Origin of the sequence: Aquimonas voraii (assembly GCF_900101825.1) — a bacterium.
Classification (GTDB): Bacteria; Pseudomonadota; Gammaproteobacteria; order Xanthomonadales; family Xanthomonadaceae; genus Aquimonas; species Aquimonas voraii.
On the sequence record NZ_FNAG01000002.1, the window covers coordinates 562739 to 577083 of the forward strand.

The 14345-nt window shown below is 68.8% G+C and carries 8 protein-coding genes; 5 read left to right on the forward strand and 3 right to left on the reverse strand.

The features are described 5' to 3' along the window. Positions 1 to 24: 24 nt before the first annotated feature. Both BLP83_RS07000 and BLP83_RS07005 read right to left on the reverse strand, forming a co-directional pair. Entirely contained in the window at positions 25 to 3195 is a 3171-nt protein-coding gene (locus tag BLP83_RS07000; protein ID WP_091240545.1) for an efflux RND transporter permease subunit, read from the reverse strand. 5 nt (positions 3196 to 3200) lie between these two features. Continuing rightward, positions 3201 to 4337: an efflux RND transporter periplasmic adaptor subunit gene (locus tag BLP83_RS07005; protein ID WP_091240547.1), complete on the reverse strand. Its 1137-nt coding sequence runs from the start codon at positions 4335 to 4337 to the stop codon at positions 3201 to 3203. 209 nt (positions 4338 to 4546) lie between these two features. Here BLP83_RS07005 and BLP83_RS07010 point away from each other — a divergent pair, with 209 nt between their 5' ends. The 5 genes from BLP83_RS07010 to BLP83_RS07030 all read left to right on the forward strand — a co-directional run bounded on the left by BLP83_RS07010 (position 4547) and on the right by BLP83_RS07030 (position 12797). Further along, entirely contained in the window at positions 4547 to 6121 is a 1575-nt protein-coding gene (locus BLP83_RS07010; RefSeq protein ID WP_091240928.1) for a leucyl aminopeptidase, read from the forward strand. Between the two features lie 210 nt (positions 6122 to 6331). Further along, positions 6332 to 7768: a right-handed parallel beta-helix repeat-containing protein gene (locus tag BLP83_RS07015; protein WP_143006580.1), complete on the forward strand. Its 1437-nt coding sequence runs from the start codon at positions 6332 to 6334 to the stop codon at positions 7766 to 7768. Positions 7769 to 8103: 335 nt separating this feature from the next. Beyond that, positions 8104 to 10296: a catalase/peroxidase HPI gene (gene katG / locus BLP83_RS07020; RefSeq protein ID WP_091240551.1), complete on the forward strand. Its 2193-nt coding sequence runs from the start codon at positions 8104 to 8106 to the stop codon at positions 10294 to 10296. Positions 10297 to 10639: 343 nt separating this feature from the next. Next, positions 10640 to 11779 carry a phospholipase A gene (locus BLP83_RS07025; RefSeq protein ID WP_091240553.1) on the forward strand — a complete coding sequence of 380 codons (1140 nt, stop codon included), beginning with the start codon at positions 10640 to 10642 and terminating at the stop codon, positions 11777 to 11779. A gap of 94 nt (positions 11780 to 11873) precedes the next feature. Continuing rightward, complete coding sequence (locus BLP83_RS07030; RefSeq protein ID WP_091240556.1) at positions 11874 to 12797, forward strand: M14 family metallopeptidase; 924 nt, start codon at positions 11874 to 11876, stop codon at positions 12795 to 12797. Between the two features lie 75 nt (positions 12798 to 12872). Here the strand turns inward: BLP83_RS07030 and BLP83_RS07035 are convergent, their stop codons facing one another. Continuing rightward, complete coding sequence (locus BLP83_RS07035) at positions 12873 to 14315, reverse strand: vWA domain-containing protein (RefSeq protein ID WP_245679973.1); 1443 nt, start codon at positions 14313 to 14315, stop codon at positions 12873 to 12875. Positions 14316 to 14345 lie beyond the last annotated feature (30 nt).

The following is a 14345-nucleotide window of genomic DNA, read 5'->3' on the forward strand; positions in this document are numbered from 1 at the left end:
AAGTGGGGGTTGGATCGCCTCTCTTCAGGCGGCTGTTGCCTTGTCTCCCCGTCCCGCCGCGAGTTCGCTGCCTGGAACCGGCGCCGAGCGCCCCAGCACCAGCCGCAGCAGGCAGGGCAGGAAGCTCAGCGTCACCACGGTCGAACACAGCAGGCCCGCCAGCACTACCACGCCCACGCCGCGATAGAGCTCGGTGCCCGCGCCGGGCACCAGCACCAGCGGGGCGAGGCCGAACAGGGTGGTGAGCGTCGACATCAGGATCGGCCGCAGGCGCGCGCGCACCGCGTCGAGGATGGCCTCGTCCAGCGCCATGCCGCGGCCGAGGTTGGCGCGGGTGCGGTCCACCACCAGGATCGGATTGTTCACCACCGTGCCGAGCAGGATCAGGAAGCCGAGCATGGTGATCATGTCGAAGGGCTGGCTGAAGCCGCCGAGGCCCAACGCCGCCGACGCGCTGCCGGCGAGGTTCAGGGCCAGCAGGCCGAGGATGCCGCCGGCGACGCCGGTGGGCACGGTGACGAGGATCAGCAGCGGGTAGCCCCAGTGGGTGAAGATCGCCACCAGCAGCAGGTAGGACAGCAGGATGGCGACCGCGAAGTTGCCGACCAGGGCTTCGCGGGTGGCATCGAGCTGATCGGCCGCGCCGCTGAGGTCCACGCTGACGCCGGGCGCGATCTCGCCGGCGCTGCGCGCGGCGGGCAGCAGTTCGTCCTGCACGCGCGCGACTGCGGTTTCCAGGGCCACCGAACGCGGCGGGATCACGAACAGGGTGACCGTTCTGCGGCCGTCGACACGGCGCAGCGAATCGCTGTCCACGGTCTCGACCAGGTCGGCCAGCGCCGACAGCGGCAGCACCTCGCCGCCCGGCGTCAGCACCGTCTGTTGTGGAAGCCCCTGCAGGGTCTGGCGGTTGCCGGCGCCGCTGAACAGGAACACATCGACCGGACGATCTTCGATCAGCATCTGGTCGACGAAGGCGCCGTCCGACAGCGCGGCCACCGCGAAGCCGAAGCTGTCGGCGTCGAAACCCACTTCAGCGAGGCGTGCCCAGCGCGGACGCACCTCGACCAGCGGCTGGTCCAGCGACAGCGCCGAGGGCTCGCTGCTGAGCTGCGGGTTGTCAAAGAGCTCGCCGGCGCGCCGCAGCAGGGCTTCGCCGGTGCTGTACAGCCCGGCCATGTCGGTGCCCGAGAGCTCGATCGCCACCGCGCGGGTGCCGCCGTCGTTGCTGGAGATGATCGAACCGCGCGCCGAGAACGCACGCATGCCCGGATAGCCGCGGAACAGCGCGCTCAAGCTGTCCATCATGGCCGCCAGCTGATCGCCATCGACCGGCTCGCTCAGCACCATCAGGCTGCCGGCGCTGACGCTCATCGAGTAGTACTTGATTGGCGGGATCGGCAGCTCGCCGCGCTCGAAGGCGGCGGCATCGCCATTCACCGCCGGGTCGATGCTGGCGCGGATTTCGGCGGCGATACGTTCCATCTCGGCGAGGTTCTGCCCCGGCGGCGCGATCATGCGGGTGAATGCCTTGGGCTCCTCGCCCTCGGGCAGGTACTCGGCCGGCGGCGCCAGCCCGAACACCACGCCGAGCGTGATCGCCAGCGTCGCCAGCACGCAGGCCAGGGCCCGCCGAGGCTTGGCGATCAGCCAGGCGCTGGGCGCGGACAGGATCGGGGCATCGCCCGGCAGCGGTCCCTGGATGTGCGCCGCCCGCGAGAAGCGCGCGCTGGCGGCCGGAATGATGCCGATCGCCACCAGCATCGAGGCGAGGATCGCAGTCGAGATCGCGATGCCGATATCGGAGTAGAGCTGGCCGGCTTCCTGCTCGACGAACAGCACCGGCGCGAACACCAGCGCGGTGGTCAGCGTCGAGGCCAGCACCGCCGGCCAGACCTCGCGCGCGCCTTCCACTGCCGCCTGCAGCCGCGCCAGCCCGCGCCGTCGCGCGCTCTCGATGGCCTCCAGCACGACGATACTGTTGTCCACGGTCATGCCGATCGCAAAGGCCACACCCGCCAGCGAGATCACGTTGATGGTGCGGCCGGCGGCCAACAGGCCGAGGAAGGCGGCCAGCGTGCAGATCGGCAGACCGATCATCGCCACCAGGGTGGTGCGCCAGCTGCGCAGGAAGTAGAGCATCACCGCCGAGGCGAGCAGGGCACCGAGCGCCAGATTGCTCCACACGTTGCGGATCGAGTCCTGCACGTAGCGGACGTCGTCGCTGAACAGGCGCAGGCTGAGGCCATTCGGTGCCAGCAGGTCGCGGTTGATGCGCTCGACTTCCAGCAGCATCGCGTCCTTGATGTCGATGACGTTGGAGCCGGGCTCGCGCTGGACGGAGAGATTGAGCCGCGGCTGGCCGTCGGCGAAGGCCAGGCCGCGCAGTTCGAAATGACTGAGTTCGATTTCGGCGACGTCGCGCAGGCGGACGATGGCATCGCCCTCGCGGCGCAGGATCACCTCCTGCAGGCCTTCCGCATCGGCGACCCGGCCGACCGTGCGGATCAGGTAACGGCGCTTGCCGCTGTCGATGTCACCGCCGGAGCTGTCGCGATTGCGTCCGCGCACGGCCCCACGCACATCGTCCAGGCTCAGCCCCCGCTGGGCCAGGCGCGCCGGGTCGACGCGGATCTGCACCTGGCGCTCGGCGCCGCCGCCGACATTGATCTGGGAGACGCCGGGTACCCGCTCCATGCGCGGCCGCACCTCGTCCTCGACGAAGTCGCGCAGCATGTTGACGTCGAGGCCCAGCGGATTGCCCGGCAGCGGCGCCAGCGCGTAGTACATGAAGGCGTTGTTGCTGAAGCTGCTGCTCAACAGCTGCGGCGGATCGACGTTCTCGGGATAGCCCGAAACCTGCGACAGCGCATTGCTGGTGCGGATCAGGGCTTCGTTGATGTCGACGCCGAAAGGGAATTCCAGCTCGATGCTGGCCTCTCCGGTGCGTGCGTAGGACACCATCCGCCGCAGGTTCGGGACGCCGCGCAGGAAGCGCTCCTGCTCGATCAGGATTTCCTTCTCCACGTCCTGCGGCGTGGCGCCGGGCCAGCGCGTGACCACGCTGACCGTACGCACCTCGAGGTCAGGAATCATCTGCACCGGAATGCGCAGGGCGGCGGCGATGCCGAGCACGCAGAGGATCAGCACCGCCACGGTGACCAGGGTGCCGCGTTTGACCAGAGCTTCAAGCATGGCCTTCAGCCCCCGGCCGCGCGCACTTGGATCGCTTGGCCGTCCTGCAGGTTCTCGTTGCCGCGCACCACGACCCGTTCGCCTTCGTCGAGGCCCTCTGCGATTTCGACGCGCAGGCCGGACTCGCGGCCCAGTCGCAGCGGTCGGCGCTGCGCGCGCAGCCCAACCTCAACTTCCTTCGCGACAAACACGCTGTAGCCGCCGTCGGGATGCCGCAGCAGGGCATCCCGCGGAATGCTCAGCGCAGCCCCCCGGCTCAGCCGGAAGTGCGCGCGCGCCGAGGTGCCGGGCAGCAGGGCGGGATCGACAGCGGTGGGCACGATCTGCAGCAGGAAGGTGCGTGCGCCGCTGCCGCCGGACACCGGCACGCGGGCGTCGATGCGGGCGGCGAAGCGCGTGCCGGCCTGGGTGTCGGGTTCGATCTCGACGCGGGTATCGGCGTCGATGTCGGCGAAACGCTCCTGCGGCACCTGGACTTCGAGGCGCAGCGCCCCGGTATCGACCAGCTGCAGTACCGGGCTGGATGGCGTGACCCATTCGCCGACGTCGATCAGCCGTGCGGCCACGACGCCGGTGAACGGCGCGCGCAGCAGATGCCGGTCGAGCCGCTCGCGCTGCGCGGCCAGCCGTGCGCGCACCGCGTTCATCGTCGCCTCGGCTTCGGCCAGCGCGGCGCGGCGCGCGGCCAGCTCGGTTTGCGGCAGGCTGCGCTGGGCGACCAGGGGAACCGCTTCGTCGACACGGCGGCGGGCCTCATCGCGGGCGGCCGCCGTCGCCGCGGACTCGGCCTCCAGCGCTTCGACCTCGAGCCGCGCGAGGCGGTCATCGAGGCGCAGCAGGGGCGCACCGGCCTCGACTCGCGCACCGGCATCGACTTCGAGCGTGGCGATCAGGCCCTCGATGCGCGGCGACAGCTGGGCATCGTTCACCGCCCGCAGGCTGCCACTGAGGCTGAGGGTTTCGCTCAAGGCCCCGCGTTCGACCCGGGCGAGTTCGACCACGGCCGGCGACTGCGCGCCAGCGCCGGCCGCGCACAGCAGCGCGAACAGGGCGCCCAGCCGGCGCGGCCGCTTCGGCGCGAGCGGGCGAGTCGCCGGCGTTGCAGCGTGTTGGGCAGGAACCTGGGCCTTGGGTAGGGGCATGGTCAGCGTCCGGAAAGCGCGGTTTCGAAGACCTGCAGAATGCCGTCACGGAAGTTCAGCGCAGGCGAAGAGCCCCGGAACGCCGTGGTGGAGCCGAGTTGTCGAGCGTGCGTGAAGTGCGGGCCTTCTGGGACATGTCGCATCGCTTGGCCTTGCGCAGGGTGGCGCCGCGCGTCTGCGCCTCCACCCCACCGATCACGGATCTCCCGATGCAGTCTCATCGACTTTTCCTCTCCCGCCTCGTTTTCTTCGGCTTCGCCAGCCTTGCCGCCGTCGCGGCCCAGGCCCAGCGCACGCTTGCGTTCGAGCCGTATGCCGTGCCCCGCGAAGGTGCGGTGGCGGTGACCCTGCCGCGCGATTCGGCGCCTCCGGCGGCCTTCGCCGAGGTGGATGGCGTCGCCGGTGGCGCGCTGTCCCGCGCCGTCGCCAACGCTGGTTTTCTGGGGGATCGAGGCAGCATGCTGAATCTCCACGGCGTCGGGCCTTACACCCAGGTCATCGTGATCGGCACCGGCACCGATGCGCCCAGCCCGCGTCTGCTCGAAGACATCGGCGGCCTGGTCGGCCAGGCCGGCGTGCTGAGCGCGGCGCCGCGCATCGATGTGCTGTGGCCGGAGGCCTCGCTGCCGATGGCAGGCGCGCACCTCGCGCTGGGCCTGGAGCTTGGCCAGTTCACCTTCCGCCAGTACCGCAGCCCCAAGCCCGGTCAGCCCGTGCTGGGGCAGGGCAGTGCGGTCTTGCGCACGGTCGATGCCGAAGCCGCGCGGCGCGGCTGGGAGGACCAGTGGCAGCCGGTCGCCGAGGGCGTGCGCTTCGCGCGCCAGCTGGTCAGCGAGCCGGCCAACGTGATCTATCCCGAGAGCTTCGTCGAGCGTGCTCGCACTGCCTTCGCCGGCATCGACAAGGTGCGCATCGAGGTGCTGGACGAGCAGGCCATGGCCGAGCTCGGCATGGGCGCGATGCTGGCGGTGGGGCAGGGCAGCGCGCGGCCGCCGCGGCTCCTGGTGATCCGCTATGACGGCGGTCCTCGCGGCGAAGCACCGCTGGCTTTCGTCGGCAAGGGCATCACCTTCGACACCGGCGGCATCTCGATCAAGCCGGCCCAGGACATGTGGCGCATGAAGTACGACATGACCGGTGCGGCAAGCGTCAGCGGCGCCGTGCTGGCCCTGGCCAAGCGTGGTGCCGCGGTCAATGCGGTGGCGATCGCGGCGCTCGCCGAAAACATGCCCTCGGGCACGGCGACGCGTCCGGGGGATGTGATCCGCACGATGAGCGGGCAGACCTTCGAGATCATGAGCACGGATGCCGAAGGCCGCATGGTGCTGGTCGATGCGATCACCTGGGCGCAGCGCGAGCTGAAACCCCGCCTGCTGATCGACATCGCCACGCTCACCGGTTCGCAGGTGACGGCGCTGGGCGACGAGTACGCCGGACTGTTCAGTCGCCATGACGAACTCGCCGCCCAGCTGCAGGCCGCGGGTGCAGCCAGCGGCGAAGAGGTCTGGCGCCTGCCCCTGCATCCGAGCTACGCCAAGGATCTCGAATCGCCGATCGCCGACCTGCGCAACGGCGGCAGCAGCAGCCGCGCCGGTGCCGGCGTGGGCGCCTTCTTCATCGGCGCCTGGGTGGCGCCGGAACTGCCCTGGGCGCATCTCGACATCGCCAGCATGGCCTGGCGCGATGACCCTGCGCTGCCGACCGTGCCGCTGGGGGCATCCGCCTACGGTGTGCGTCTGCTCGACCGCTTCGTTCGCGACCACGTCGAGTCCGCACCCAACTGAGCGATCTCGGTGTCCGCCCGACCCGCATGGACCGCGGGGCGGGCGGCGGTTCTTGCACTGAACAAGAGGCGGCGCATACTTGCTGGGTCGTGCGCGGCCGGGGGGCGCGCACGGCTTCCCGTACTGCCGTGAGAGCCGCCCATGTCCGCCCCCCTGCATTCCCGTCGTCTTCGGTCCGCTGCACGTCTGCGGCGCCTGCTACCGTTTTGCTTGCTCGTGCTCATGGGCTGCTGGGCGGGAACGGCCCTGGCGCAGCAGACCTTCCATGTCGCCACCACCGGCAGCGATCAGCCGGGCGGCGGCAGCCAGGCGCAGCCTTGGCGCACCATCACCTACGCACTGGACCGCGTGCCGGATGGCAGCCTCATTCTGGTCGACCCGGGCACCTACACCGGGCGCGTGCGTATCCGCGGCAATTTTGCCCAGGGCGTGACCGTGCGTTCGCGCCTGCCCTACCAGGCGCGCCTGCGCGCCAGTGAGGCGGTGCTGACGATCTACAACGACGCGGCCGACATCGCCGGCATCACCATCGAGGGCTTCGACATCGCCCACAGCGGCGCGGGCGCGTCGGCGCTGGTTGTGCATGTCCAGGACGGCGGCAGCACGGACACCCGTCGGATCACCCTGCGCGACAACATCCTGCGCGACAGCTGGAACAACGACATCCTGAAGATCAACAACGGCGCCAGCGGGATCCGCGTCATCGGCAATCTGTTCTACAACCAGCAGGGCTCGGACGAGCACATCGACATCAACTCGGTGGACGACGTGCTGGTCGAGGGCAATGTCTTCTTCAACGATTTCGCCGCCTCGGGCCGGACCAACGCCAACGACACGGCCGCCTACATCGTCGTCAAGGACAGCAACGGCAACGATGACGAGTATCTGGGCGCCCGCAACGTGATCGTGCGCAGGAACATCTTCCTCAACTGGCAGGGGTCCTCGGGCTCGAACTTCCTGCTGTTCGGCGAGGATGGACATCCCTATCACGAGGCCTTCGACTGCGTGGCCGAGAACAACCTGTTCATCGGCAATGCTGGCAACGCCATCCGCGCGGCCTTCGGCGTCAAGGGTTCGCGCGACATCGTGTTCCGCGCCAATACCGTGGTCGGCGACCTGCCGGGCAATGCCTTCGCGATGCGCTTGAACCGCGAGGGCAGCAATCCGACGGTGCAGAACATCCGCTTCTTCAACAATCTGTGGGCCGACCCCACCGGCAGCATGGCCGACTTCAGCGACGTGCTGTCCGCCGACGTGAGCGGCATCGTGCTGCGTCGCAATGGCTACTTCAACGGCGGCTCGACCATTCCTCAGGACGCGGGCGACGCGGTCAACGTCAGCAATGACGGCGAGGCGCGCATCGGCGATCCGCGCCTGCCAACGCAGGCCGGCATCGTGACGCCGCACTGGCTGCAGGCGCAGTCGCGGTTCAACGGCGGCTTCGAACGCATCGCCGACGTCTTCGGTTACTACGCCCTGACCTATGGCCAGCCGGCGGCGGGTGGGGGGGGCATCGACCAGGCGGATCCCGCACAGATGCCGGGCGATGATCTTCTGGGGCGCACGCGCGGCGCTTCGCCCGATCTGGGCGCCGTCGAGCGTGTCGAGGTGGCACCTGTGCTGTTCGCCAACGGCTTCGAGCCCTGAACCTGGCAGGGCCCGCCCGTTCGGGCTGGGCGGGGTGTGGGGAGGCGTATTCAGCCACGTCATCACGCTTTGTGAAGGCGCGCTTGTGCATGTTCGAAATTGGCCGCAGGTTGCGCGCTGAGTGAACATTTCAGGTTGGTGCGCTGCCGCATGCGGCGCTGCCCGATCGAGCTCGGCCAGTATCCCGAAGAAGCGCGCCAGACTCGGTCGGGAGATGTCGCGTTGCGTCATTCTTCCGGGCTATGCAAGTGATCGGCACAAGCGATTTCACCTATGGATGTGCCTCGGCCAAGCTAGGCCCACGTTCGACCCCACCACCACCGGAGGAGAGACACATGTCCAACGAAGCGAAATGCCCCGTCCACGGCGGCGCCAGCCACATCGGCATGGGCAAGGGCCCGCGCAACCGCGACTGGTGGCCCGATGCGCTGGATCTCAGCCCGCTGACTGCGCACTCCGAGAAGCTCGATCCGCTTGGCAAGGAATTCGACTACCGCAAGGAGTTCAAGAAGCTCGACCTCGATGCGGTGATGGCCGACCTCAAGGCGCTGATGACCGACTCGCAGGAGTGGTGGCCGGCGGACTACGGCAACTACGGCGGCCTGTTCGTGCGCATGACCTGGCATGCAGCCGGTACCTACCGCATCTATGACGGTCGCGGCGGCGGCGGCACCGGCGACCAGCGCTTCGCCCCGCTCAACAGCTGGCCCGACAACGGCAACCTCGACAAGGCCCGCCGCCTGCTCTGGCCGATCAAGAAGAAGTACGGCAAGAAGCTCAGCTGGGCCGACCTGCTGATCCTCGCCGGCAACGCCGCCATGGAGTCTATGGGCTTCAAGACCTTCGGTTTCGGCGGCGGCCGCCCCGACATCTGGGAGCCGCCGGTCGTCGACTGGGGCCCTGAGACCGAGTGGCTGGGCGACAAGCGCTACAGCGGTGATCGCGAACTCGCGAACCCGCTGGGCGCCGTGCAGATGGGTCTGATCTACGTGAACCCCGAAGGCCCGAACGGCAAGCCTGACCCGCTGGCCTCGGCGCGCGACATCCGCGAGACCTTTGCGCGCATGGCGATGAACGACGAGGAGACCGTCGCCCTCACGGCCGGCGGTCACACCTTCGGCAAGGCGCACGGCGCCGGTGACGCCGCCAAGGTGGGCCCGGAGCCCGAAGCCGCCGACATCGCCGAGCAGGGTTTCGGCTGGATCAGCACGCACGGCAGCGGCAAGGGCAACGACACCATCACCAGTGGCATCGAAGGCTCGTGGACGCCCAACCCCATCCAGTGGGACAACGGGTACTTCGACGTGCTGTTCGGCTACGAGTGGGAGCTGGTGAAGAGTCCGGCGGGCGCCTGGCAGTGGCACCCGAAGGATCTGAAGCCCGAGCACCACGCGCCGTCCGCGCATGACCCGTCGAAGAAGGTCACCGTCATGATGACCACGGCGGACATGGCGATGCGCATGGATCCCGCGTACGAAAAGATCTCGCGCCGCTTCCACGCCAACCCCAAGGAGTTCGCCGACGCGTTTGCCCGCGCGTGGTTCAAGCTCACCCACCGCGACATGGGGCCGCGCGCGCGCTACCTCGGCAAGCTGGTGCCGAGCGAAGAGCTGATCTGGCAGGACCCGGTGCCCGCCGTGGACCATCCGCTGGTCGATGCCAATGACGTGGCGGCGCTCAAGGCCAAGGTGCTGGGCTCAGGCCTGTCGACGCGTGAGCTGGTCTACACCGCCTGGTCGGCGGCGTCGAGCTTCCGCGGCACCGACAAGCGCGGTGGCGTCAATGGCGCGCGTATCCGTCTGGCGCCGCAGAAGGACTGGGCGGTCAACGAGCCGGCGCAGCTGGCCAAGGTGCTGGGTGTGCTGGAAGGCATCCAGAAGGATTTCAACGCCTCGGCGTCGGGCGGCAAGAAGGTCTCGCTGGCCGACCTGATCGTCATCGCCGGCAATGCGGCGGTCGAGGATGCCGCGAAGAAAGGCGGCGTGAACGTCACTGTTCCCTTCAATCCGGGCCGCACCGATGCCAGCCAGGACATGACCGACGTTGAAGGTTTCGCGCCGCTGGAGCCGCGCGCCGATGGCTTCCGCAACTACGTCGGCCCGGGCCTCGAAGACAAGCAGGCCACCCTTCTGGTCGACAAGGCTGCGCTGCTGCAGCTCAGCGTGCCGCAGATGACCGTGCTGGTGGGTGGACTGCGTGCCCTGGGCGCCAATCACGGAGATGCCAAGCATGGCGTCTTCACTGATCGCCCCGGCGTGCTGAGCAGCGACTTCTTCGTCAACCTGCTGGACATGTCCACCCGGTGGGCGCGTTCGCAGGCCGATGCCAACGTGCTTGAGGGGCGCTGCCGCAAGAGCGGTGCGCTGAAGTGGACGGGCACTGTGGTCGACCTGGTGTTCGGCTCGAACTCGCAGCTGCGGGCGCAGGCCGAGGTCTATGCCGAGGACGATTCGAAGGACAAGTTCGTGCACGACTTCGTGGCGGCGTGGACCCAGGTGATGGAGGCGGATCGCTTCGATCTGAAGTAAGCCCGAGCGTGCTGGCCCCGCCGGACGGGCGGGCCCGCCATAACCAGCCCCGCATCGCCGAACCGTGGGTGATGCGGGGCTTGTTTTTGCGCGACTGTCAGCCCAGCGGTTAGCAGCTTGTTGAAAACCTCCCTTCCGAGGAGTTTCTCAAGTCGGTGGTCCGGCGCAGTTCCGTACCGCCTGACGACACATCAATCGCTTTCGCGCTTGCTTCGTCGTCCCGGCATCCCTGGCCGGCCCAGCAGCCTGTTTTTCAACAGCCTGCTGGGCCTCGCCGAAAGCGGGGCGCAGGCCCCGGACCTTGGCCTAAGCTAGGCCGCTCGTTTCGCCTCGATGGCCCCTCATGCGCTTGGAATTCGCTTTGTGCTTCGCTCTTCCCGCCAGTCTCGGCCTGCTGTCTGCGCTCGTTCCGGCGAACGCCGCGCTGGCGCAGGAGAACACCGGGGTCGCGCCCGCCACCGTCGAAGCCTGCGCCGCGATCGACTCCGATCCCGTGAGACTGCAGTGCTACGACCGCGCGGTGGGCCGCGACCCGCATAGGGTGGCAAAGGCTGAGCGCCAGAACGCCGAGCTCGCTGCCGCTTATGACGCGCTGGATGCCCGTTTGCATCCCGACGGCGTGCGCAACCAGGCGGAAGAGCGGGTGGCGGCGAGCATCGCTTCGCGCGAGCTGTCCGCACTGGACCGGCGCTGGGAACTCAGCCCCGAGTCCAAGCTCGGCAGCTTCAACCTGCGTGCCTACAAGCCGGTGTATCTGCTGCCCTTCGCCTGGAACAATCGGCCCAACCGTCTGCCGCAGAGCCCGAATCCAGACAATCGCCAGCAGGATCCCTTCGACCTGCAGCCGACTGAAGCGCGCTTCCAGCTGAGCCTGAAAACCAAGGTCGCGCAGGGTCTGGTCTTCGGCGAGGGCGATCTGTGGTTCGGCTACACCCAGAGCTCTCGCTGGCAGCTCTACAACAGCCGCACCTCGCGACCCTTCCGCGAGACCGTCTACGAGCCCGAGGCTCTGCTGGTGTTCGCCCCCAAGGCCAAGCTGCTGGGCTGGGACTTGCGCATGGCCAGCATCGGCATCAACCACCAGTCGAACGGCCGCAGCCTGCCGCTGTCGCGCAGCTGGAACCGGGTGGTGGCCGCCTTCGGCTTCGAGCGTGAGAACTGGCTGCTGACCCTGCGTCCGTGGTGGCGGATCAGCGAAGACGCGGCAACCGACGACAACCCCGACATCAGCGACTTCCTCGGGCGCGGCGACATCAACCTCGTGCATCGCCGTGGCGACCATGAGTTCGCGCTGCTGGCAAGACACACCTTCAAATCCGGCGAAGATTCGCGCGGTGCCCTGCAGTTCGACTGGAGCTTCCCGCTGTCGCGAAGCCTGCGCGGCCACGTGCAGCTGTTCGAGGGCTATGGCGAGAGCCTGATCGACTACAACGTTCGCAGCACCCAGGTCGGGGTGGGTATCTCGCTGTTCGAGTGGTTCTGAGCGCGCTGCCGCCCCGCCCATGGCTCGTGGCACAGAGCCTCGGCTTCGGCGGTTGCTAGCATTCCGGCACCCACACTGCAGCGAGACCCGAAGCATGCGCACGGACGCCTTCTATCCGATCGGAACGCCCGGACAGCCCTGGGGAGCAGCCGAACGCGCCGAATGGCTGGCGCGGCAGCGCCGCCAGCGCAGCTATGCCGAGGACGTGGTCGGCCTCATCGACAGCCTGCGCGAGCGTTTCGAGGTGATCGAGTACGGTGCGCTCGACTACAGCGGCGAGCACTTCCAGCTGTACGCCCTGCGCAGCCGCGACTGGAACCCCGCGCTTCCGGTCGCGCTGGTCACCGGGGGCGTGCACGGCTACGAGACCAGCGGCGTGCATGGCGCCCTGCGCTTCCTTGAGCGCGATGCGCAGCGCTATGGGGGGCGCATCAACCTGCTGGTGGCGCCCTGCGTCAGCCCCTGGGCCTATGAGCGCATCCATCGCTGGAATGCGCAGGCGATCGACCCCAACCGCAGCTTTCGCGCAGACGGTGCCGCCGAAGAGGCGTCCGCGCTGATGCGCCTCGTGCAGGCACTGCCGGGTGAGATCCTCCTGCACATCGACCTGCATGAGACGACCGACACCGACGAGAGCGAGTTCCGCCCGGCGCTGGCGGCGCGCGACGGCAAGCCCTTCGAGCCCGGCGAGATCCCCGATGGGTTCTACCTCGTCGGCGATACGCAGAACCCGCAGCTTGCGTTCCAATCGGCGGTGATCGAGGCCGTGGCGCGGGTGACCCACATCGCGCCGGCCGATGCCGCCGGCCGGATCATCGGCTCGGACGTGGTGGCGCCGGGCGTGATCCTGTATCCGTTCAAGGCGCTCGGCCTGTGCGCGGGCATGACCGATGCGGTCTTCACGACCACCACCGAGGTCTATCCCGACAGCCCGCGGGCGACGCCCGAGCAGTGCAATGCTGCGCAAGCGGCTGCCGTGTGCGCGGCGATCGAGTTCGCGCTGTCTCAGCGCGGATAGCTTGTTCGACTGGCCTCCTGCGGCTCGGCTGGACTGGGCCGAGCCGCAGGAGGCGAATGGTTCTTTCACCTGCTCTCAGCGCGCGGGCACTTCGGCGCAGGTCAAGCTGCGCGCCAGCCCGATCAACTGCAGGAACTCACCGCGCAGACCGTCACGGTCCTCGCCACGCGAGGCCACCGCCAGCTGCTCGACGCGATCCCAGCTCATCGCGCCGGCGTGTTCACCGCCGCGCAGCAGTTCACCATAGCCGGCGACCGCGGCGGCGAAGCCGAGGTTGGCGCTGGGCTGCTCGCGCAAGTTACCGCGGGCGATTGGCTGTTCGATCAGCTGGCTGGCGTCTTCGCCCGGGCGCTTGTAGCGCAGACGCAGCAGGGCGATCTCGTCGCTGCGGGCGTCAGCGAGGGCGTTCGCGGGCGCGTAGCGCAGCGGCGCGCTGGCCTCGCCGCCGGAGCCGACCAGGGCGATCTCGTACAGGGCGGTGACGCTGTGGCCGGCGCCGATCTCGCCTGCATCTACGCGGTCGTTGTCGAAGTCCTCGCGCGCCAGCAGGCGGTTCTCGTAGCCCAGCAGGCGGTACTCGGCGACCACGGCGGGATTGAACTCGACCTGGATCTTCACGTCGCTCGCCAGCGTGTGCAGGGTGCCGCCCATCTGCGCCACCAGCACCTTGCGGGCTTCCAGCAGGCTGTCGATGTAGGCGTAGTTGCCGTTGCCGATATCGGCCAGGCGCTCGGCGGTCTGCTCGTTGTAGTTGCCGGTGCCGAAGCCCAGCACGCTGAGCGCCACGCCGGACTTCCGCTGGTCCGCGACGAGGGTCTCCAGCGCGTTGTGGTCGACCGTGCCGACGTTGAAGTCGCCGTCGCTGGCGAGGATCACCCGGTTGATGCCGCCCTCGACGCGCGCTTGCTTCGCCACGGCATAGGCCAGGGCGATGCCGGCGCCGCCATTGGTCGAGCCACCGGCTTCGAGCCGCTCCAGCGCGGCCAGGATCTCGCCGCGCCGCGCGCCCGACGTCGGCGGCAGCACCAGGCCGGCGCTGCCGGCGTAAGCCACGATGGCGACCGAATCCTCATCGCGCAGCTGGTTCACCAGCAGGGCGAAGCCGCGCTTCAGAAGGGGCAGCTTGGCGTCGTCGTACATCGAGCCCGAGGTGTCAATCAGGAACACCAGGTTCGCCGGCGGCAGCGCGCGGGCATCGACCGCCTGCGCCTGCAGCGCCACCTGCAGCAGCAGGCGTTTGTCGTGGAAGGGCGAGGGCGCGAGCTCGGTGGCGAAGGCGAAGGGCGCCTCGCCAGGGCGTGGCGCCGGGTAGTCGTAGCTGAAGTAGTTGATGAGTTCCTCGATGCGCACGGCATCGGAGGGCGGCCGTTGGCCGGCGTGGAGCATGCGGCGGAGGTTGCTGTAGGCGCCGGTGTCGACGTCGATGGAGAAGGTCGAGACCGGCTGCTCGGCGACGCGCAGAATGCCGTTGCGCTCGATCTCGGCATAGTTTTCCCGATTCGCTGCGGGGGCTGACATCGGCGAGGGGGGCGGCGGTGCTGAAAGGAC